This window comes from Desulfovibrio desulfopostgatei (assembly GCF_053570645.1).
Window position 1 is genome coordinate 2,091,231 of the sequence record NZ_JBRBQS010000002.1, and the last position, 18,713, is coordinate 2,109,943.

Here is an 18,713-nt window from a genome sequence, read left to right on the forward strand (position 1 = left end):
ACTTTTTTTCATTTCCTGAAACTTTCGTTTCACCGTGAAGCCAAGTCGTTTTCTTCAATCGCGAGGAGCGGTTATGCTCCCCTTCGCTTCAGGAGTCAACTGTTATTTTCGTTTCCGCGAAAATTCTTTTCGCTTGCGTTTCCGTGAACCGCTTTCCCTTGTCGCGAGGAGCGGTTATGCTCCTCCTCACTCCGCAAGTCAACCGTTATTTCAACTTTTTGCAAATTAACCACAAAAAGCATGGCTTTCTTGCTCAGCGGAAGTTAAAAATAGCGAAACGACACCACAGAGTCAAGCCGTAGTGCCGTTTTTTCGCAATCATTTGCCGAACTCGCCGACGTTTCAGACAATTTTGACTTTTTTGACCCCTCGCAAAACAACCACCAGCAACGCCCCACACAGCGCGCTCTGCCAGGAATCCAGATTCGTCAGCAGCATCATGGTCAGCGCCAGCATGCCGCCAAAGGCGGCTGCCGTAGCGTACATATCTTCTTCAACCGCACGGGCCATATCCCCAAGGCAAAGGTCTCGCGCAATGCCGCCCACAAGCCCGCCCAGTATACCAACCAGTATACTGCCTGTGGGGCCAAGCCCGGCCATCACGCCCTTTACGGTTCCCACGCCAGCTCCAAGCGCCAGCCCCAGCGCATCCAGCCAAAAGAAGGACATCCAGGCCCGGCTGCTTTGCCCTATAATGATACCGGCAATGCCGCCGCACACGCTTGCGGCCAAATATTCCCCCTGATTGAGGGTAATGGCGCCGTAGCCGAGCAGCCCATCACGAGCGAGCGGCGCGGCCATCCCCGCCAGACAGGCAAGAACGGCGGCACCGCTGAAATGCGCACCCGTAGAGCGCGCCCGGCAAGATGCGGCAGCGGCCAGCATGAAGCTGGCCGCCAGATCTAACACAAAAAAGGGAAGGTTCTGCATACGCTGCACCCAAGGGCCAGACCATTTCATTCATGAAATGCTCCAGCAAGGATTTGCCTGCAAATCATTGCCGCGAAACAGGCACATGCGGGCTTTGCCAGCGTGAGCGCCTGTTTAAGGCTTTCGCTCTACTTGGCCAGCCCCACTGCCCGGCGTTCACGAATGACCGTCACGCGGATCTGGCCGGGATAGGTAAGGTTTTTCTCAATCTTTTCAGCAATATCCTTGCAGAGAATATACGTGGTATCGTCATCAACCATGTCGGAGTTGACCATCACGCGAATCTCGCGGCCAGCCTGAATGGCGTATGCCTTGCTGACGCCATCAAAGCTGGTGGCAATGCCCTCCAGATCTTCAAGCCGTTTCACGTAGTTTTCAAGCAGCTCTTTACGTGCGCCGGGGCGCGCGCCGGAGATGGAGTCCGCCGCCTGCACCAGCACTGCCAGAGCCGTTGAGGGGCGCTGATCTTCATGGTGGGCTGCAATGGCGTGGATGATCTCCTGGCTTTCGTTGTACTTCTTGGCGAGGTCCGCGCCGATAAGGGCATGCGGGCCTTCCACTTCGTGGTCAACGGCCTTGCCGATGTCGTGCAACAGGCCAGCCCGCTTGGCTTTTTTGACGTCCATGCCGAGCTCGGCGGCCATCATGCCGCACAGGGCCGAAACTTCAAGAGAGTGCTGGAGCACGTTTTGGGTAAACGAAGTACGGTAGCGCAACTGCCCGAGCAAACGGACGATTTCCGGATGGATACCGTGAACTCCTGCATCAAAGGTGGCCTGTTCGCCCACTTCGCGCACCTGGGTGTCCAGTTCCTGCTCACACTTCTGCACAATGTCTTCGATGCGGGCAGGATGAATGCGGCCATCCTGGATCAAACGCTCAAGCGCCATTTTGGCAACCTGACGGCGCAGCGGGCTGTAAGCTGAAAGAATAACGGTTTCAGGCGTATCATCTATAATAAGATCCACACCGGTGGCAGCTTCAAGCGCGCGGATGTTGCGGCCTTCGCGCCCGATGATGCGGCCCTTCATGTCTTCGCTCGGAAGGGTCACAGCCGTAACGGTCTGCTCGTTGACGTAGTCGCCCGCGTAGCGCTGGATGACATTACAGAGGATTTCTTTGGCTTTGCGGTCGGCAGTTTCGCGCGCTTCCATTTCAATCTGGCGGATCATGCGCGCCGATTCGTGCCGGGTTTTGGCTTCAATTTCGCTGAAAAGCCGAACCTTTGCCTCATCGGCAGTGAGGCCAGCAATTTCAGAAAGCCGCTGCTCCTGCTCTTCAATACGGGTCTGCAAAAACATTTCAGATTCAGAAAGCTGGCGCTCCTTGCGGGCCAGTTCTTTCTCTGAAGTCAGCAGTTCGTGCTCCCTTGTGGTTGCTTTTTCAAGCTTTTCCTCAAGGCGACCGCCCATTTCTTCAAGCTTGCGTTCGCGGGCCTTGACCTCGCGCTCACGTTCCTTGAATTCGTTTTCGAGTTCCCGCTTTTGATTGAACAGATCATCCTGGCCCTGAAGCAATATCTCTTTTTTCTGGGCCTGCGCCTCTTTACGCGCTTCCGCCACTATGCGCTTCGCCAGATCTTCGGCGTCGCCCACACGTTTTGCGGCAGAACGCTTGTGCGCAAACACCCCCAGCGCAACCCCCAGCAGCGCCGCAGCTACAAGCGCTGCAATGAACAATGGATCCATGAATCCAGCCTCTCTCTTTTATCAATACGGACCCTGCGCCACGAGGCGCGGGCCGACGAACACCGGCAAGCGGCAAGACTGCCGCACACCGTAGCAAAATGAGCCCAAAGGGGCTGCTGAAACCCTGGCTGGATACCGATTAACGGTCTGGAATGAACTGCGCAAAAGCATCGGCCACTAAGAATGGCAGCCAGATACGTCAAAAGAAGGCGCGTTCCCCGGAGCGCCGTGTCATGCTTGCGGTACAGAACCTGGATAACCAGGTCGGGCGCCTGTGTGTCCTTTCCGGGCTTCCCGGTCTTGCCGGGCGTGCACACACAAAGACAGTGACGGCTCCCTTTTATATTCTTGTCAGGTTAGCACCGAGGCATAAATCACGCGCGTCCCAGGGAAGCGCCCAAAGGAGCCTAAGAGGACTCCTCTATTTTTGAAAGCAAGGTTGAGACGCGATTCTGCACGTCCGCCTGCTCTTTCTGCGATTGCAGCAAATCATCCGCCAGTCCAAGGGCCATAAAAGTCAGCAGAATGTCCTTGGTCTGCCCTCCGTGGAACCTCAGCTTCTGGTCTGCGAACCGTTCCTCCACCAGCCGCACGGCTTCCTGTACGCGCCGCATGTCGGCTCCAGGCTTGAATGCAATGCTCAGCCCAAGAACGGTGAGGTTGATAGTATCCTGGTTCACAAAAACCTACTCGACGCTGTCGTGCTCCTGAATCCTGCGCAGCAAGGCGTCAATGCGATTCAGAGCCTCAGTACGCAGCGTTTCTTCGTTTTCAAGAGCTTCGCGCAGCTTCTGGTTTTCTTCATCAAGTGCGTCATTTCTGGCTGCCACATCGGCAGACTCCGCACTGATTTTCGCGTTTTCCGCCGTGAGGCGGTCAAGTCGGGCCAAAAGCGCCTCAACCTGCGATTCAAGCTGCTCCAAAAGTTCCATGATTTGTAGATAACACCGCGGCATGACCTTGGCAAGAATGGATACGCTCGGGCGAAAAAATACCCGCGCCGGGCTGTGCCGACGCGGGCTGCAAAAAGACAAAACCCTTGCGGCACAGGCCGCCAGGGCCGTTTATTTATTCCTGCGGGGCAGATTTTTCTGCTTTTCGCGGGCAATGGCAAGCTCGCCGTTGGGCACGTCGCGGGTAATGACCGAGCCTGCGCCCACAAGGGCATCGTCGCCCACGTTCACAGGCGCAACCAGGGCGGTATTGCTGCCAATAAAGGCATAGCGCCCGATTTTGGTCTGGAACTTGTGCTTTCCATCGTAATTGCAGGTGATTGTGCCCGCGCCGATGTTGGTGCCCTCGCCTATTTCGGCATCACCAAGATAGGTAAGGTGGTTAGCCTTGGCGCCTTTGCCAAGGTGGGTTTTTTTAAGCTCGACAAAATTGCCCACATGCGACTGTTCTTCAAGCACAGCGCCGGGCCGCAGGCGGGCAAAGGGCCCCACCAATGCGGTTGCGCCCACGCGGGCTTTTTCCAGATGGGAGAAGGAGCGGATCTCTGCATTATTGGAGATCACGCAGTCGCGCACCACGCAGTGCGAGGCAACGCTGGCCCCACGGCTGATGCTGGTGCGTCCATAAATTTCGCACGGACCCGTCAATTCCACGCCGGGTTCAATCTGCGCCAGAGGCCCCACACGCACCGATCCCGGCGCATGTACGATAACGCCGGAAGCAAGCAGACCATCAACAATACGGGCGCGCAGGGTTTCTTCCATGCGGGAAAGCTCAAGCGGCGAATTCACGCCCATGAGCGAATCATCGCGGCCGCACTGGATGCCGAGAACTTCGTATTTTTCCGCAACGGCGAGGCCGATGAGGTCTGTAATGTAATATTCGCCGCTCTTGTTGCTGTTGTTCAGGTGCGGCAAAAGGCTTTGCACCGCACCAAGGCTGCAATAGTACATGCCCGCGTTGACCTCGTTGGAGGGCGGCCCGTAGAGCGAGGAATCATAATCCTTGGCTTCCACAATGGCCTTGACCTTGCCCTGCTGGCGCACCACCCGGCCATACGCGCCGGGGTTGTCCAGCTCAATGGTGGCAAAGGCCAGGTCAGCACCAACGGCCTCGGCAAGAAAAGAACGAACCAGAGATTCCGAAAGCAGGGGCGCGTCGCCGTTGACCACCAGCAAATGGGTGCAACCGGCTTCGGTCAGTGCGGGCAGAGCCTGAATAAGGGCGTGGCCTGTGCCAAGCTGCTGCTCCTGCAGCACAAAGCGGGCATCAGGAAAGGCGGCCTGCACCATTTCGGCGCGATGCCCGGCCACAATCCAGACGTCTTCCGCAAAAACAGGGCGCAGAGCCTCAATGACGCAGGCAAGCATTGGCTCGCCTAGCAGCGTTTGCAGCACCTTGGGCCTGTCCGAGTGCATGCGGGTTCCCTTGCCCGCTGCAAGAATCAAAGCCGCGTTCTTCGGCATGAATATCTCCTTCGTTCGCCACATATGGCGGGAAACTGTGCAGGCAGACCAATAGCCTCTTGCGGGCCAAACAGCAAGACCGCAGAGGTGGTCTGCGCTGTGCGGCGCTGCTCGGGCGTTTACCCCGTGCCCACCTGCGATGGCAGGCCAATCACGCAAAGTCTGGCATAGGTGCTGCGCAGGCGCGCATTCAGCGCATCTGACGAGAGATCGGCCATACGGGGAAACATGCGTTTGAGCACCATCAGGGCCTTGGCGGCTGTGGGCGTCAGTTGCAAACCAGACCATGAGGCGAGGCGCAAACACCGCCCCCCGTAATAATCCTGAACATAGCGCAGATTGCCCGTATCATTGCGCGGCGCACAGTGGCTGAACAGCGGCGCGGCTGCGAGCACTGCCTTTGTAAAAAAATCCTGCATGACCCGTGAGCGCTCAGGATCAAGCTCGCAGAGATACCCGGCAGAAACAAGGCAGCCAGCGGCATGGGCCAGCCAGCCTGCACACTTGGCCTGCAAGGGAAACTCCGGCAGCTCGGCCAGCATACGGCCCACCTTTTCGTGCATAAGCGAGTCATGGTGATACATCCGGGCGCGATTTTCCGTCATACCGCCGCCGTGCTTGCGGTAAAACACCACCCCATCTGTATTTATGCCCACTTTGGCCCCCAGGCCGTAGCATCGCAACCAGTAATCCTGATCTTCGCAGGATCTGAGGCCCTGATCAAAGTAGCCGACACGGCGCACAATATCTGTCCGCACCATATAGCAATGCACGGGAGCAAGATTGGCGTTGCATGCATGCACATCCCAATGGCTGTTGACCAGCGACCACACCCCATCGACCTGTCTATTTGCGCCTTCTGAAAAATCCAGACAGCGACAAATGACAATATCAAGTTCAGGCTGCGCGGTAAAAACTTTCAGTTGGCTCGCCAGCAATTCCTTTGCATGGAGGTCATCCGCGTCAAGAAAGGCGATGAAATCACCGCGCGCCGCACGCAATCCAGCATTTCTCGCTGCGGAAAGCCCCTGATTTTCCTGATAAATATAGTGCACGTCCGGCCCAAACAAACGGGCAACCTCAGCGGTGTTGTCCGTCGAGCCATCATCCACCACAATCACCTCCACTTCCACCTGCGGACAACGCTGCTGCAGCACGCTGGAAACAGCGTGAGGAAGAAAACCGGCGTAATTATAGCTGGGGATTATTACTGAAACCAATGGAGGAGAAGTCATGCGATATCCTGTTATGCCGTAAGCACCATGCAGGAGTGCTGATAACGCGCACCAAGCAGATTCAAGGCGCGCCTTTCAGCACTCCCGCACGCCGATTTCAGTTCTTCCATATAAAGGTAAACACCTGCTCCACATCGGGGTGCAGGGTGTGGTGCACTGGGCAGCTTTGAGTGCAGCGCTCAATTACCGTCTTTTCCTTGGCGGAATATTCGCGGTCGGGCATTTTGAAGGTCACTTCAATCTTGCCGATGCGGCGCGGGTCGGCGCTCATGGTTTTGTTGATCTCCATCTCTGTGCCGGTCACGTCCACGCCATGCGTCTTTGCATAAATGCCGATAATGGTCATGGCGCAGGCCCCAAGGGCTGTGGCGCACAGGTCGGTAGGTGAAAAAGCCGCACCCAGCCCCTGATTGTCAGAAGGAGCGTCTGTGATGATCTTTGTGCCGCTCTGGTTGTGGACGCACTCCACGCGCAGATCCCCAAGATATTTTGCGCTGACGGTAGCCATGAAAACTCCTGCGGTTTTGCCGGTCAAACGGCAGTTACTGGTGATTAACCAAAAACATTATGCTCGCGCAACGTGTTGCAGGCAATAGCCAGCAGGGTCAGCCCGCCCAGCAGTTCAGCCCATCCGTTGACCGCGCAGAGATTGGCCAGCGCCTTGCCCAGATACACGCCCACAGCGGTAATAACCGCGCAGACCAGACCGATCATCAGGGCCGGGCTCCAGACAGAAGTTCCCAGAATGGCAAAAGAAAGACCCACGGCCAGGGCATCGATGCTTGTGGCAACGCTCAGCACCAGCAGGTTGCGCCCCGCGGTGGGATCCACCGAAGGACGCGGACAGGAGGAACTCGCCCGTAGCGCCGAAAACCCCGAAAGCACCATCTTGCCGCCTATCCAGGCCAGCAGGGCAAAGGCGATCCAGTGATCCCAAGCTTCCATATAAGAACGCACGGTAATGCCCAGATACCACCCCACCACCGGCATGGCGAACTGAAAAAAGCCGAATGCCGCAGAAAGCCGGAAGTAATGACGTGCCTGCGGCACGCGCAGGGCGCAGCCAGAAGCCAGGGCAACGGCAAATGCATCCATGGAAAGGGCAACGGCCAGGAGCAGAACAGCAAAAAACGACATAAAAACCCCATGCTGCGGTGCGCAATGACCGCCCAGTGTGATTGCAGAGTGGCGTGAACTATAGGGCAAGGGCCGCCCAGGAGCAAGAGAGGTCTTTCGCTTGCGGCTGACACGGCCTCGGGATACAAGGCTGGGTATGCAAACTATTCCTTCTTGGCTTTTCTGCTGGCAATGGATTGCCGCTGTTCTGACCCTGGGCGCAAGCGCCGCTTCGGCCATGCCCATTATTATCGCTCTCACCCTGGCCACCGGCAGACGGGGCCAGGCCAGGCTCTGCGCCTATGGCGCGCGCACCCTCGCCCGCTGCGCCGCGGGGTTGGCTGTTTTTGGCCCGCTGCTGGCCGCTGGCAGTGTTCTTGCCCTGCTGGCAAGCATACGCAGCACGGAACACATGTTTGAAGGCGTATCATTGTGGATGCCCGCCATGCTGCCCTACACAACGGCGGTTGCCGCATGGCTGGCTGGCATAATCTGCCTGCTGCTGTATCTTGCCGCCGACCGCGCGGCCCCCGTGCCGCAAGCTGCGCAGGATTACTGGCAGCCAGGGCAGATCGGCCTGCGCGTTGGCCTTGCGCTGCTGGCGGCCCTCTGCTTTTTTGCCGCGCAGGTTCTGCCCAACTGGCCCTTTTCCGGCCTGCCGCAAGGGCTGAGCATGGGGGATGTGGCTCTGGCCGTGCTTCCCAAAACCCTGCACGACTACTTTACCGCATTGGCCCCAGCGGGCAGCGTTGCGCTGATCATCCTTTCCCTTGTGGCCCGCAACAGAGGAGCCGCATTCACGCTGGCGGACGAGCAGCGTGCTGCCCGCTGGTGCGCGCTGTGGGCCATGGTGGGCTTTATCCCCCGCTGCATTGACCGCTGGGGGCTTGTGATCGGCTTTTCCCTGCGCCAGGGGCCCTTGCCGCAAGGGCTGGCGGAACAGGCAATGGGCCTTGTGCCCATGACCCTCGCCATTGCCTGCTGGGTGGCCCTGTTTGTTCTGCGCGCCCCCCGCAAATTTTACTGGCTCAACGTTCTTGGGCTTCTGCTGCTTGTGCTGGGCGCGAGCTTTCCGTTCCTTTTGGCGCTCGGGCGCTGATGCTTGCCCCGCACACGGGCAGCGCGTATACCCAACTGCACATACGGATTCGATTTTTCCGCAACCCGGAGGTTCCCATGCGGACTTTGTTTTTTCTGTCCCTTCTCATGCTCTGCCTGACGGTCACAGCCCAGGCTGAACCGCGCTCGTTTACGCTTTTCAGTGCCGACCTGCCCCAGGGCTGGGACGGCGAGGAAAAAATGGGCTTCAAATCGGGCAACCCCGATGAATGCATGCTGATTCTGGGCCTTTCCAACGAAAAGAAAGACGACTACGCCGCACTCATCAGCATTTTTGTTCTGCCCAATACTCAGAATGACGACAGCGCCTCCCTTGCCAACAAGCTGGCCCCCCTTCAGGCCAACGCTTCCCAACCCCGCCCGCAGGGGCCGTTCTGGACGTTCAACGGCGAACTGCGCAGCCAGGCCTTTCCCGCCCCCGGCGTGACCAAGGTCAACGCCACTGCGGACAAGGTCATTATTGCCATTGTTCAGGATCCTGATCAGCGGGGGGCCGAAGCTGTTTTTGCCAGCCTCAAGGGCCTCACCCCCGAAACGCGCAAGCTGCTCGGCCAGTAAGCAGTATCCGCACATAGTTGACACGGCTTTTGAACAAGAGGCCGTAATGTAAAACACCGGCTGTCCTTTGCAGGCAGCCGGTGTTTTACATTGTTCAGCTTCAGGCGGGCTTATTCGTGCCAGCCCAGAAACATCTTGTAGGCATCGTTGTTGGATTCTTCCACATGCGGATAGCCCATGGCTTCAACACGCTTGAGAAAATCCTCAAAGGCTTCCTTCTTCTCATCGGGCGCTTCAAATCCCACAAGCACGCGGCCAAAATCCGCGCCGTGATAGCGGTACTGGAACAGCGAAATGCTGAAATCCACGCGCATGGCGTCCATAAAATCGAGCAGCGCGCCGGGGCGTTCGGGGAAGGTAAAACGCAGCAAACGCTCGTGCAGAATCTGGGGCGCGTTGCCGCCCACCAGATGCCGCACATGCACTTTGGCCAGTTCGTTATCCGTGAGGTCAATGGCCTCAAAGCCCTTGCCGCGCAGTTCTTTCAGCACCTGGGCCACATCATCGCGCCCGTTGATCTTGATGCCCACCAGCACCCTGGCCTTTACCGGGTCTGAATACCGGGTGCAGAGTTCCGTGATGTTGCGGCTGCCAAAAGATGCGCACAACTGCCGGAAGCTGCCCACGGTTTCGGGGATGGTCACTGCCAGCAAGGCTTCGCGCTGGGCGCCTATTTCTGCACGGTCAACCACGTGGCTCAGGCGGTCAAAGTTCATGTTTGCGCCGCTCACAATGGCTACCAGGGTGGCATCATGCAGATCCCCCGCCTTGGCATAGGCCCGCAGGCCAGCCAGAGCGAGCGCGCCCGCAGGCTCGGCCACAACGCGGGTGTCTTCAAAAATATCCTTGATGGCACCGCAGATGGCGTCCGTCTCAACGGTGATGATGTCGTCAAGCAGGTCGCGGCAGAGAACAAACGTTTCTTCACCCACCAGCTTGACGGCCACGCCGTCGGCAAACAGACCAACATCGTGCAGTTCCACGCGCTGCCCGGCCATGACGGAACGCCGCATGGCATCGGAATCCACAGGCTCCACGCCGATGACGCGGATTTCAGGCCGCAGGTTCTTGATGTAGGCCGCGACGCCCGCCGCCATGCCGCCCCCGCCGATGGGGACAAACACGGCATGGATATCACCGGGGTGCTGACGCAGAATTTCCATGCCGATGGTGCCCTGCCCGGCGATGACATCCGGGTCGTCAAAGGGCGGAATATACACGCAGCCAGTTTCCTGAATCAGGTCAAGCGTGTGCTTCCAGGCATCGCTGAAAGACTCCCCCGAAAGCACAACCTGACCACCCAGCCGCTTCACAGCCTCGACCTTGATGGCGGGCGTGGTCACGGGCATGACGATGGTAGCTTCGCACCCCAGCTTGCGCGCGCCAAGGGCAACCCCCTGAGCGTGATTGCCAGCCGAGGCGGTAATAATGCCCCTGCGCAGTTCTTCCTTGGTAAGGTGCGCCATCTTGTTGTAGGCGCCTCTGATCTTGAAGGAAAAAACAGGCTGGAGGTCTTCGCGCTTGAGCAAAATATTATTGCCGGTGCGGCGCGAAAGACTGACCGCCTCGTCCAGGGGGGTTTCTACCGCCACGTCGTACACGCGGCTCAAAAGGATACGGTTCAGGTATTCGCTGTGCTTGTCCATGAAAATGTCCTTGCGGGGCTTCGCGCATGGCCGCCCTTGCGGTCGAAAAACGCATTTTTGTAAGGCCAATCTTTATATACCCGCAAGAAATGCTTCTCAAGTGCTTACTTTTTAAAATTCGCGCTGCTTTTACGAACTTACATTCTGTTTTTGACGCGTTTTTTCACGCGGCAGGGCACATCGGCCCAAGCTTGCCCCTCTGTTGCATATCTGTACAGCTACAGCACGTTGCGCTATGCTTGTCGAATGACCGAACTGACTTCCGAATTTTCCCAGTCTGAAACGCATGGCCTGACCGAATACACGCCGCACATTTCAGTGCGCGCCGCAGGCCGCCTGTGGCGGCTCAGCCGGGCCGCCGACCTTGAGCAGCTTTGGGACGCCATGACGGCCTCGCCCGATGATTTTGATGATGAGCGGCTGCCCTACTGGACGGAACTCTGGCCTTCAAGCGTTGCCCTGGCGGGCTGGCTTGCGCAGCAGCGGCAATGCATTGCCGGGCAGCACTGCCTGGATATAGGCTGCGGCCTGGGCCTCACCGCCATGGTGGGCCAGTGGCTCGGCGCAAAAATGACTGCCATGGATTATGAGGAAGCCGCCCTGCACTTTGCGGCCCGCAACGCTGATATCAACGAAGTGCCGCAGCCGTTGTGGACAGTCATGGACTGGCGGCGGCCCGCCGTGCGGGCGCAGAGCATGCACCGCATCTGGGGCGGCGATATCATGTATGAAAAACGTTTTGTGGCTCCGGTGCTGCGCTTCCTTGACCATGCCCTCGCCCCTGATGGCGCGGCATGGGTGGCGGAGCCGGGCCGCACAGTGTACGATGCTTTTCTGCACGCGCTGCAAAACGGCGGCTGGCAAGGCAGACGGGTGTATCACGAAACAGTGGATCCCCTTTACGCCCAGCCAGTGCCCGTTACCGTACACGTTTGGGAAATCAGCCGCCGGGCCTGAGTTCGGGGCGTTCTTCAACCACAGCAATCAGCCCTCACGGGCCATACGGGAAATACCATGGGAAACCTGGCGCGCTTCGGCGTTTCTTTGGATGAAGATCTGCTGGAACCTTTTGACCAGCTGTGCAAACGCAAAAGCTATCCCAACCGTTCTGAAGCCATACGCGACCTTATCCGCAAGGCGCTGGTGGAAGAACGCTGGAGCAACGACGCCTCTGGCGCGGGTACGCTCACCCTGGTGTATGACCACCACAAAAACGATCTGGCCCGTCGGCTCATGACTATCCAGCACGATGACCACGACCTTATTGTCACCACGCTTCACGTGCACCTGGATCACTACAACTGCCTTGAGGTGTTGGTGCTCAAGGGCGAACCCAAGCGTTTGCGAGCCCTTGCCGACAAACTGATCTCCTGCCGCGGCGTCAAGCACGGCACTTTTACCGCTACTACTACAGGACAGGATCTGGCATAATGGAAGACGTACAGAGCCACGCCCCGCAGGTTGCCCTGAATATTGACCGCGTGGGTGTTCGCGAGCTGAAGCTGCCCCTGCTGGTGCGCGACCGCTGCCAGGGGACGCAACAGACCGTGGCTACCGTAGACCTTGGGGTGGACTTGCCTTCATCCTTCAAAGGTACCCACATGAGCCGCTTTGTTGAGGCTCTGGAGCAATGGAACGACGAGATCAGCTATCAGTCCGTGAGGCGGCTGCTGGTCAATATCAAGGAACGGCTTGGCGCGCAGCGGGCGTATGCCCGGTTCTGCTTTCCCTATTTTATTGTCAAAAAGGCCCCTGCCTCGGGCAGCCCGGCCACGGTTGCCTACGAATGCCGCCTGACAGGCGAGCTGGACGACAAAGGCCAGTCGTTTATTCTTGAAACCGAAGTCCCGGTCATGACTGTCTGCCCCTGCTCCAAGGCCATCAGCCGCGAGGGCGCGCACAGCCAGAGGGCCATGGTGCGTATGCGTTTGCGCATGCGGGCTTTTTCGTGGCTAGAGGATTTCATCGACATCGCCGAAGAATCGGGATCTTCCGCCGTCTACACCCTGCTCAAGCGCGAAGATGAAAAATTCGTCACCGAGAGTTCCTTTGCCCGCCCCACCTTTGTGGAAGACGTGGTGCGCAACGTGGCGCAAAAGCTTACGGCCCACGGGCAGGTAGAGTGGTTCAGCGTAGAGGTGGAGAGCATGGAATCCATCCACAACCACAATGCCTTTGCCCGCATTGAGCGCGATCTCTCTGTTCGCTGACATGCCTTGCTGACGCTGATTACACTGGCGCCTTGCGGCAGCATGCTCTGAGTAGGCGATAATACTCTGGAAACCTGCCTCGCCCCTTGATTGCAAAAAACCGCAATTACCCGCCAACCGGGCAAAAAAAAAGTTTTTGTATTCGGGTAATACTTGTGCTAGTTAAGCCGTAAGGTGTGAATGATGAGTAGCAGTAGCCTACAGATCGGCGCATCAGCCTTGAATGCCTTTTCGTGGGGCACGGCTGTTACAGCGCATAATGTAGCCAACGTCAGTACGGCTGGTTTTGAGCCGCGCCGTGCCGTCTACTCCAGCAACGCCAACGATCAGGGCGTCAGTTTTGAAGCCGCGATGAAAGACGCGGGATCAAAAGTCGGCCCCAGCTCGAACTGGAACGCCGCCAACGCCGTTCTTGATGTCACTTCCGGTATTCCCCTGGAAGCATCCGCACCCAGCGGTACGGATCTTGCGCGGGAATTCACTCAGATGATCTCCACCCAGCACGCCTATGAGGCAAACGCGCAAGTAGTGCGCACCAGTGATTCAATGCTGGGTACGCTTTTAGACATCAAGGCTTGACCAACTACAGACAAACGGGGTTATTCCCGTTTTTTTTGCGTGACCCGCCGTTGCCTTGTGCTGCGGCGCAACCCACACGGAGTGCCGATGGGTAGATGCCTGAAACTGTGTGCGCTGACTCTGGCTTGCGCCATGACCTTTGGCTGCGCAGTAAAAAACAACCAGCGTGATGACTACAGCACACAAGCGGAACAGCGTTTTCGCCGTTCGTATGAAGCTGCTTTTGACAACAACGAGCAGCAGGGCAGTCAGCAGCTTTTGCGCAAGGCACGGTCTGCCATCGGCACCCCATATGTTCCCGGCGGCATGTCGCCGGGCGGGTTTGACTGCTCGGGATTTGTCTGCTGGGCATACAAAAGCGTTGGCGTGAGCCTGCCGCGCACCGCTCGTGAACAATCAGTTGTGGGTAAGCGCATCAATAATGTGGAAGATATGCAGGTTGGCGATATTGTCGCCTTCCGCCACCCCCGCCGGGGCTATCACACCGGCATCTATGTGGGCGACGGCAAGTTCATCCACAGCCCCCACCGCCGCACCACCGTGCGCGTCAATTCTCTGGACGACCCCTATTTCAAAGGCACATTCCTCGGCGCCCGGCGCGTCAAGATGGACGGCACCGAAAATCTCGTGGCCGAAGCCCAGACCCGCCTGAACGACTACGCGGAAGAAAAGGCCGTGCGCGATATTTATCGCAGCCACAAGCCTTCCTCCCGCTCCAGCGTTGCCAGCAACGACGACCACAGAAAGGGCAGCAAGGATCGCGGCAAGGAAAAAGACAAAGACCGCTCCAGAGACAAAAATCCGTCCAAATCACGCGACCAGTTTGTGGAAGTGGCCAGTCTGGACAAGAAGCACTCCACCCGCAAAATCGAGGTGGAAAAAGCTGACAAGTCGTCCTCCAGGTCTTCAAGCAAGGCATCAGTAAAGGAAGACAAGTCAGACAAAAAGAGCAGCGCCTCTTCGTCCAAATCCGGTTCTTCAAAGGCTGAAGCTGAAAAGTCCGAGCGCAAGAGCGAGGCCCGCAAATCTGACGCCCCCAAGGCTGAAGCGCGCAAGACTGAAAGCCATAAGCCGGAAGCCGCCAAGAGCGACAGCAAGTCTGGCTCTTCCAAGTCCAGCGCCTCCAAGGGCGAATCTACCAAGCACGAATCTACCAAGCACGAATCTGCCAAGTCTGAATCCGGCAAAAAGGACAAGAGCGACGGCAAGGTGGCTTCTTCCAAGTCTGACGATGGCAAAAGCAAAAAAACTCCCGCCAAAAACCGGGATAAGAATTCATAGGACATAGTCGATGCTTCCCAATATTTCTCCTGCAGAGACACTGAAAATGCTGCAGGATAACAAGGCTCGCCTTGTTGACGTGCGCGAGGCGGACGAACTCGCCGCCTTGCGCGTTCCCGGTGCCGAAGCGGCCCCCCTTTCGGTTATTTCGTGGATGGATCTGCGCCCCGCCACCGCTGAACTCCCCATCATATTTACCTGCAATTCCGGAAACCGCACCACCAAGAACAGCGACCTGCTGCAAAAGCTTGCGGCAGGCCCCGCATGGCAGATGGAAGGCGGCGTCAGCGCCTGGGCCAAACAGGGGCTTCCGGTGGAAACCTCCAAACAGACGCTGCCCATTTTTCGCCAGATTCAGATTGGCGCTGGCGGCCTGGTGCTGGCTGGAGTGCTCGGCTCCCTGGCGTGGCCCTCAATACTGTGGCTTTCGGCCTTTGTGGGCGCGGGGCTTGTGTTTGCAGGCGTGACAGGCTTTTGCGGTCTGGGCATACTGCTTTCGGCTATGCCCTGGAACAAAAAATAGTTTTATGCACGCCGCGCCTGTTATTCGCGGCAGGCTGGCTCCCAGCCCTACCGGCTATATCCACCTTGGCAACGCCTGGGCCTTTTTGCTTGCATGGCTAGCCGCCCGGGCCAGCTCTGGCGAGGTGGTACTGCGCATTGAAGATATTGATCCGCAGCGCTCACGCCCCGAATACACCGCAGCCCTCATTGAAGACCTGACCTGGCTTGGCCTGGATTGGGATTATGGCCCGGACAAGCCGGAACCGGATGGCGGATGCATGGGGCCGTTTGAGCAAAGCCGCAGGGGCCAGCATTATACGGCGGCCATTGCGCAGCTTGAAAGCGCTGGGCTGACGTATCCGTGCTTTTGCACGCGCAAGGAATTGCGCAGCATGGCAGGTGCGCCGCATGTTGATGATGCTGGAGCGCCCTACCCTGGCACATGCCGCAGCCTGAATCAGGCGCAGCGGCAAGCCCTGCTGGAGTCAGGCCGCCGCCCCTGCCTGCGTTTGCGCTGCCCGGACGGGCCTGTGAATTTCACCGATACGGTATTTGGGCCGCAATCGTACACGCTGGCAGACTGCGGGGGCGACTTTGCCTTGCGCCGCTCTGACGGCGTTGTGGCCTATCAGCTTGCCGTGGCCGTGGACGATGCGCTCATGGGCATAAATCAGGTGGTGCGCGGGCGCGACATCCTCATTTCAACGCCGAGGCAGATTGCTCTTCTCAAGCTCCTGGGCTATGGTGCTCCCGCTTATGCGCATGTGCCGCTGCTTCTGGATGACGAGGGGGAACGCCTTGCCAAAAGGCACCAGAGCCTCGCGCTGCGCAACCTGCGGCAAATGGGCGCAGACCCGCGCAGAATAACCGGATTGCTCGGCGCGCTTGCCGGGTGCAATCCCGGCGGCGATGCCGCCAGCCCTGCGGAGCTGATACCATATTTTTCGCTTTCGCGCCTTGATGGCGATGATATCCGCCTTGGGCGCGAGATGCTACGCGCGCTTGTGGCCTGACGGCCATTTGAATACAAACACCGCTCATGTAATGACAGAGGATGTTTATGACCATGCAGAACCTGGATCAGACCTTTTTGGACAAGATTTTTCCCGCTGGCCGTGCAGATGAATTTTTTGACGCGCTCTTTGGCGGCGCGGAAGAAGGCGCTTACGACATCGGCCTGGTTTGCCGCAGCGTTGAGCCGCAAAAGGCCAAGCTGGCTTTTGAACTGCGCCAGCGCCCCGGCAAGTGCCTTGCCTGCAACCTGACCTATGGACTGCCCCAGGTTTTTCAGCGGCACCCCATCCTGAATGTGGCTGGCGTTGCGCGCGATGTTGCCTCCCACCTCGGCTGGCCTGCGGAATCCACCAAGTGGAAACTAGGCCACACGGAAGAAGTGAACCGCGAGCTGCACGTCATCCCCCTCGTGGTGGAATGCGCGTAAGCCGAGCAGACCTATCCGCTTGACAACGGCCCTGTTTTTTGGCACTTCATGTCGGTTGCCAGCTTAGCTCAGTTGGTAGAGCAGCTGATTCGTAATCAGCAGGTCAAGAGTTCAAGTCTCTTAGCTGGCTCCACAGAATTTAGCCCTCACGGTGAAAACCGCGAGGGCTTTTTTTGTTGGGGTAACGCCAGGGTAACACCACAAATAGAACTGGGTGCAATTAGGTGAAAAAAATTGCTGCGCTTATCCTATATCTCTTCGCTTTTTGTCCCACTTCTGGCATAGTGAGGCCAGAGGTTCACAGCATGAAAAAGCACGTCCTTTCCCTTGCCCATTTCTGCCTTCTCTCTTCTACTGCCCGGCACTTCCATGGGAGATTAGTATAGTTCACGTGACCTCTTGCGTGGTCGAGCGTACGAAATAAATAGGGCGCGGCACCTAAAGTGCTACAGGCGCTTTGCCTCCACACAGTCATATACAGATGACAAATAAAGCGGGATGCCAATGAAAAAGAACGGTGCCTTGTTGCTTGTTGTCGGCCTATTTCTCTCTGCTTGTTCAATTCGGCAGGATGTAACACCATCTACAGAACAAATAGAAACTGACGAAATATGCATTGTAGATAATCCTAGTGTACGAAATGGATTTCTTGAGGCAATGCAAAAAACACTTATTGAGCGCGGATACAAACCAAAGGTGTTCAGTAAGAACGACAAGGCGCTTGATGATTGCAAATACAATATTATTTATACTGCAAATTGGAAATGGGATTTTGCTTTGTATATGGCTTATGCAAAAATTGATGTCATCCACAATAACCGCGTTGTTGCTGCTGCGCTGTATGATTCCAATCATGGCGGTGCCAATCCTAAAAAATGGGTCAAGGGCGGTAATAAGGTGAACGAGCTTATTAGCCAAATGCTCCCGCTCAAAAATGGCGCACAGCCCCCTATGCAAGAAAAAACAGCGGAAAATGCCCGAGCCGAATAGGATTGTGCTGATTTTTTTAGCGTGAGCGCTATGGGGTATTAGGCCGCATGCCTTAGGTGTAGCAGCTATTTTGAGGAATAAAAATTGAAAATTGGTATCCACCTCCTGCATGTGTTTCCCGGCAGGGGAGAAGGCTCGCCACCGCCTCACAGATAAGGCCACAAAAAATTCCGGCCCATCATTGGGTCGGAATTTTCATTTCATGCTGTCAGGCTTTGATTTTTTTTGCACCGCTTTCCTGCCATCTCTGCTAAAGTACTCGGGCAGTTTGCTGTAGCGACGATTGAACTCATTCTGAAATTGCTCCTCACGCGCTGAGGAAGCTCCCATTCCCGGTCGTGTATAATTTTCAACTCCCCCCAAAAAACATGATCGGCTTTCTCCTTAGCGGAGAAAGCCGATCATTTGTATCATCCTGATTTCTGCCTGCCATGCAGGTTTGATCAGGAGGCAAGTTATGTTCATTAATGGGGCCGCTCGGTGCTGCTAGTCGCAAACGCCTTCATGCTCGGGACCTTCGGGAACAGTGCAGGCTTGCTGCTTTTTTCCGGTTCCGTTGCACTCAAAACACTTCATGCCAGCATCGTCTTTTCCGTTGCCCTGACAAGCCGGGCAGGTGGTGTAGTCATCAACTCTCGTATTCTGGGCCATAATGAGTCCCCCTTTCTGGAGTTATGCTATACATTACTACTAGCACCCCAGTGTCAAGTGCACAAGCGACAGTTCCAGCCCGGATACCCGCAACGGCAGCATGCCGCGCCAGCTTTGGCACGCTCGTCAGCGAGCGTACAGATGCCCGCCCAGCACCGCCAGATCCCGCATTCTTCCTATCCGCCCTGCCCCGCTGCCTTTCTGCCCTCCAGTCTCCACCCGCAGCCCAGCACTTTTGCTACCGCACAATGTTCACGCTTTTATTGAAACAGATACCAGCATGACAACCAGCGTGCGGGCATATAGTAAAATGTACGCATTTGAACATACAAACACTCTTACACA

General features: G+C 57.1%; 22 protein-coding genes, 1 tRNA gene and 1 other RNA gene (1 of these 24 only partly in view). 12 read left to right on the top strand and 12 right to left on the bottom strand.

Going from position 1 to position 18,713, the window contains the following annotated elements; all coding sequences use genetic code 11:
• The 10 genes from ACUZ9Q_RS09150 to ACUZ9Q_RS09195 form a co-directional block, all read right to left on the bottom strand.
• Positions 1-2, bottom strand: a 2-nt sliver of a protein-coding gene (locus tag ACUZ9Q_RS09150) for a hypothetical protein (RefSeq protein WP_449247732.1). The gene continues 295 nt to the left of window position 1, outside the view; only 2 of the gene's 297 nt are visible here; its start codon straddles the left edge of the window (only 2 of its three bases are visible, at positions 1-2); its stop codon lies off the left edge, out of view.
• Positions 3-342: 340 nt separating this feature from the next.
• Positions 343-930, bottom strand: a complete 588-nt coding sequence (locus ACUZ9Q_RS09155) for a TRIC cation channel family protein (protein WP_227119258.1) — start codon at positions 928-930, stop codon at positions 343-345.
• A gap of 128 nt (positions 931-1,058) precedes the next feature.
• Positions 1,059-2,618 carry a ribonuclease Y gene (rny, locus tag ACUZ9Q_RS09160; RefSeq protein WP_022657506.1) on the bottom strand — a complete coding sequence of 520 codons (1,560 nt, stop codon included), beginning with the start codon at positions 2,616-2,618 and terminating at the stop codon, positions 1,059-1,061.
• A gap of 211 nt (positions 2,619-2,829) precedes the next feature.
• Positions 2,830-3,013, bottom strand: a non-coding RNA gene (gene ssrS, locus ACUZ9Q_RS09165) — 6S RNA.
• 12 nt (positions 3,014-3,025) lie between these two features.
• A complete protein-coding gene (locus ACUZ9Q_RS09170; RefSeq protein ID WP_022657505.1) occupies positions 3,026-3,298 on the bottom strand; it encodes a cell division protein ZapA in 273 nt (90 codons plus the stop codon).
• A 6-nt stretch (positions 3,299-3,304) separates the two neighbouring features.
• Positions 3,305-3,550, bottom strand: coding sequence for a cell division protein ZapB (gene zapB / locus ACUZ9Q_RS09175; RefSeq protein WP_323390816.1), 246 nt, complete (start codon positions 3,548-3,550; stop codon positions 3,305-3,307).
• 132 nt (positions 3,551-3,682) lie between these two features.
• Positions 3,683-5,038, bottom strand: coding sequence for a bifunctional UDP-N-acetylglucosamine diphosphorylase/glucosamine-1-phosphate N-acetyltransferase GlmU (glmU, locus tag ACUZ9Q_RS09180; RefSeq protein WP_449247733.1), 1,356 nt, complete (start codon positions 5,036-5,038; stop codon positions 3,683-3,685).
• Between the two features lie 119 nt (positions 5,039-5,157).
• Positions 5,158-6,273: a glycosyltransferase family 2 protein gene (locus tag ACUZ9Q_RS09185; protein WP_449247734.1), complete on the bottom strand. Its 1,116-nt coding sequence runs from the start codon at positions 6,271-6,273 to the stop codon at positions 5,158-5,160.
• A gap of 97 nt (positions 6,274-6,370) precedes the next feature.
• Positions 6,371-6,781 (bottom strand): OsmC family protein, encoded by a 411-nt coding sequence (locus tag ACUZ9Q_RS09190; RefSeq protein WP_192113043.1) that lies wholly within the window; start codon positions 6,779-6,781, stop codon positions 6,371-6,373.
• A gap of 44 nt (positions 6,782-6,825) precedes the next feature.
• On the bottom strand, positions 6,826-7,410 hold the full coding sequence (locus ACUZ9Q_RS09195; RefSeq protein ID WP_215647362.1) for a manganese efflux pump MntP: 585 nt from the start codon (positions 7,408-7,410) through the stop codon (positions 6,826-6,828).
• Between the two features lie 136 nt (positions 7,411-7,546).
• Between ACUZ9Q_RS09195 and ACUZ9Q_RS09200 the strand changes: the two genes are divergently transcribed.
• Entirely contained in the window at positions 7,547-8,488 is a 942-nt protein-coding gene (locus ACUZ9Q_RS09200) for a spidroin-2 (RefSeq protein ID WP_449247735.1), read from the top strand.
• A 77-nt stretch (positions 8,489-8,565) separates the two neighbouring features.
• Complete coding sequence (locus tag ACUZ9Q_RS09205; RefSeq protein ID WP_192113040.1) at positions 8,566-9,066, top strand: protoporphyrinogen oxidase; 501 nt, start codon at positions 8,566-8,568, stop codon at positions 9,064-9,066.
• A 110-nt stretch (positions 9,067-9,176) separates the two neighbouring features.
• On the opposite strand, the gene ilvA is transcribed toward ACUZ9Q_RS09205, so the two are convergent.
• Positions 9,177-10,712 (bottom strand): threonine ammonia-lyase, biosynthetic, encoded by a 1,536-nt coding sequence (gene ilvA / locus ACUZ9Q_RS09210; RefSeq protein WP_215647364.1) that lies wholly within the window; start codon positions 10,710-10,712, stop codon positions 9,177-9,179.
• A 246-nt stretch (positions 10,713-10,958) separates the two neighbouring features.
• On the opposite strand from ilvA, the gene ACUZ9Q_RS09215 reads away from it, so the two are divergent.
• The 10 genes from ACUZ9Q_RS09215 to ACUZ9Q_RS09260 all read left to right on the top strand — a co-directional run bounded on the left by ACUZ9Q_RS09215 (position 10,959) and on the right by ACUZ9Q_RS09260 (position 17,717).
• Positions 10,959-11,669, top strand: coding sequence for a class I SAM-dependent methyltransferase (locus ACUZ9Q_RS09215; RefSeq protein ID WP_215647365.1), 711 nt, complete (start codon positions 10,959-10,961; stop codon positions 11,667-11,669).
• A 57-nt stretch (positions 11,670-11,726) separates the two neighbouring features.
• The gene (gene nikR / locus ACUZ9Q_RS09220; protein ID WP_022657495.1) at positions 11,727-12,143 is read left to right on the top strand and encodes a nickel-responsive transcriptional regulator NikR; all 417 of its coding nucleotides are present in this window, start codon (positions 11,727-11,729) and stop codon (positions 12,141-12,143) included.
• Positions 12,143-12,922 carry a GTP cyclohydrolase FolE2 gene (folE2, locus tag ACUZ9Q_RS09225; protein ID WP_192113037.1) on the top strand — a complete coding sequence of 260 codons (780 nt, stop codon included), beginning with the start codon at positions 12,143-12,145 and terminating at the stop codon, positions 12,920-12,922. The genes nikR and folE2 overlap by 1 nt, the downstream gene beginning before the upstream one ends.
• A gap of 183 nt (positions 12,923-13,105) precedes the next feature.
• A complete protein-coding gene (locus tag ACUZ9Q_RS09230; RefSeq protein ID WP_022657493.1) occupies positions 13,106-13,501 on the top strand; it encodes a flagellar basal body rod C-terminal domain-containing protein in 396 nt (131 codons plus the stop codon).
• An 87-nt stretch (positions 13,502-13,588) separates the two neighbouring features.
• Positions 13,589-14,782, top strand: a complete 1,194-nt coding sequence (locus ACUZ9Q_RS09235) for a C40 family peptidase (RefSeq protein WP_215647366.1) — start codon at positions 13,589-13,591, stop codon at positions 14,780-14,782.
• 10 nt (positions 14,783-14,792) lie between these two features.
• The gene (locus tag ACUZ9Q_RS09240; RefSeq protein WP_215647367.1) at positions 14,793-15,305 is read left to right on the top strand and encodes a rhodanese family protein; all 513 of its coding nucleotides are present in this window, start codon (positions 14,793-14,795) and stop codon (positions 15,303-15,305) included.
• A 4-nt stretch (positions 15,306-15,309) separates the two neighbouring features.
• Positions 15,310-16,299 (top strand): tRNA glutamyl-Q(34) synthetase GluQRS, encoded by a 990-nt coding sequence (gene gluQRS / locus ACUZ9Q_RS09245; RefSeq protein WP_215647368.1) that lies wholly within the window; start codon positions 15,310-15,312, stop codon positions 16,297-16,299.
• 47 nt (positions 16,300-16,346) lie between these two features.
• On the top strand, positions 16,347-16,727 hold the full coding sequence (locus ACUZ9Q_RS09250; protein ID WP_306666374.1) for a hypothetical protein: 381 nt from the start codon (positions 16,347-16,349) through the stop codon (positions 16,725-16,727).
• A 57-nt stretch (positions 16,728-16,784) separates the two neighbouring features.
• Positions 16,785-16,860 (top strand) — tRNA-Thr (locus ACUZ9Q_RS09255).
• A gap of 371 nt (positions 16,861-17,231) precedes the next feature.
• Complete coding sequence (locus ACUZ9Q_RS09260) at positions 17,232-17,717, top strand: Sbal_3080 family lipoprotein (protein ID WP_449247736.1); 486 nt, start codon at positions 17,232-17,234, stop codon at positions 17,715-17,717.
• Between the two features lie 486 nt (positions 17,718-18,203).
• Here the strand turns inward: ACUZ9Q_RS09260 and ACUZ9Q_RS09265 are convergent, their stop codons facing one another.
• Positions 18,204-18,368, bottom strand: coding sequence for a hypothetical protein (locus ACUZ9Q_RS09265; RefSeq protein ID WP_022660060.1), 165 nt, complete (start codon positions 18,366-18,368; stop codon positions 18,204-18,206).
• Between the last annotated feature and the right edge of the window lie 345 nt (positions 18,369-18,713).

Coding starts and splice junctions, on each gene's coding strand:
- ACUZ9Q_RS09155 (WP_227119258.1), bottom strand. CDS start 930: ATGCAGAACCTTCCCTTTTTTGTGTTAGATCTGGCGGCCAGCTTCATG.
- rny (WP_022657506.1), bottom strand. CDS start 2,618: ATGGATCCATTGTTCATTGCAGCGCTTGTAGCTGCGGCGCTGCTGGGG.
- zapB (WP_323390816.1), bottom strand. CDS start 3,550: ATGGAACTTTTGGAGCAGCTTGAATCGCAGGTTGAGGCGCTTTTGGCC.
- glmU (WP_449247733.1), bottom strand. CDS start 5,038: ATGCCGAAGAACGCGGCTTTGATTCTTGCAGCGGGCAAGGGAACCCGC.
- ACUZ9Q_RS09185 (WP_449247734.1), bottom strand. CDS start 6,273: ATGACTTCTCCTCCATTGGTTTCAGTAATAATCCCCAGCTATAATTAC.
- ACUZ9Q_RS09190 (WP_192113043.1), bottom strand. CDS start 6,781: ATGGCTACCGTCAGCGCAAAATATCTTGGGGATCTGCGCGTGGAGTGC.
- ACUZ9Q_RS09195 (WP_215647362.1), bottom strand. CDS start 7,410: ATGTCGTTTTTTGCTGTTCTGCTCCTGGCCGTTGCCCTTTCCATGGAT.
- ACUZ9Q_RS09200 (WP_449247735.1), top strand. CDS start 7,547: ATGCAAACTATTCCTTCTTGGCTTTTCTGCTGGCAATGGATTGCCGCT.
- ACUZ9Q_RS09205 (WP_192113040.1), top strand. CDS start 8,566: ATGCGGACTTTGTTTTTTCTGTCCCTTCTCATGCTCTGCCTGACGGTC.
- ilvA (WP_215647364.1), bottom strand. CDS start 10,712: ATGGACAAGCACAGCGAATACCTGAACCGTATCCTTTTGAGCCGCGTG.
- ACUZ9Q_RS09215 (WP_215647365.1), top strand. CDS start 10,959: ATGACCGAACTGACTTCCGAATTTTCCCAGTCTGAAACGCATGGCCTG.
- nikR (WP_022657495.1), top strand. CDS start 11,727: ATGGGAAACCTGGCGCGCTTCGGCGTTTCTTTGGATGAAGATCTGCTG.
- folE2 (WP_192113037.1), top strand. CDS start 12,143: ATGGAAGACGTACAGAGCCACGCCCCGCAGGTTGCCCTGAATATTGAC.
- ACUZ9Q_RS09230 (WP_022657493.1), top strand. CDS start 13,106: ATGAGTAGCAGTAGCCTACAGATCGGCGCATCAGCCTTGAATGCCTTT.
- ACUZ9Q_RS09235 (WP_215647366.1), top strand. CDS start 13,589: ATGGGTAGATGCCTGAAACTGTGTGCGCTGACTCTGGCTTGCGCCATG.
- ACUZ9Q_RS09240 (WP_215647367.1), top strand. CDS start 14,793: ATGCTTCCCAATATTTCTCCTGCAGAGACACTGAAAATGCTGCAGGAT.
- gluQRS (WP_215647368.1), top strand. CDS start 15,310: ATGCACGCCGCGCCTGTTATTCGCGGCAGGCTGGCTCCCAGCCCTACC.
- ACUZ9Q_RS09250 (WP_306666374.1), top strand. CDS start 16,347: ATGACCATGCAGAACCTGGATCAGACCTTTTTGGACAAGATTTTTCCC.
- ACUZ9Q_RS09260 (WP_449247736.1), top strand. CDS start 17,232: ATGAAAAAGAACGGTGCCTTGTTGCTTGTTGTCGGCCTATTTCTCTCT.
- ACUZ9Q_RS09265 (WP_022660060.1), bottom strand. CDS start 18,368: ATGGCCCAGAATACGAGAGTTGATGACTACACCACCTGCCCGGCTTGT.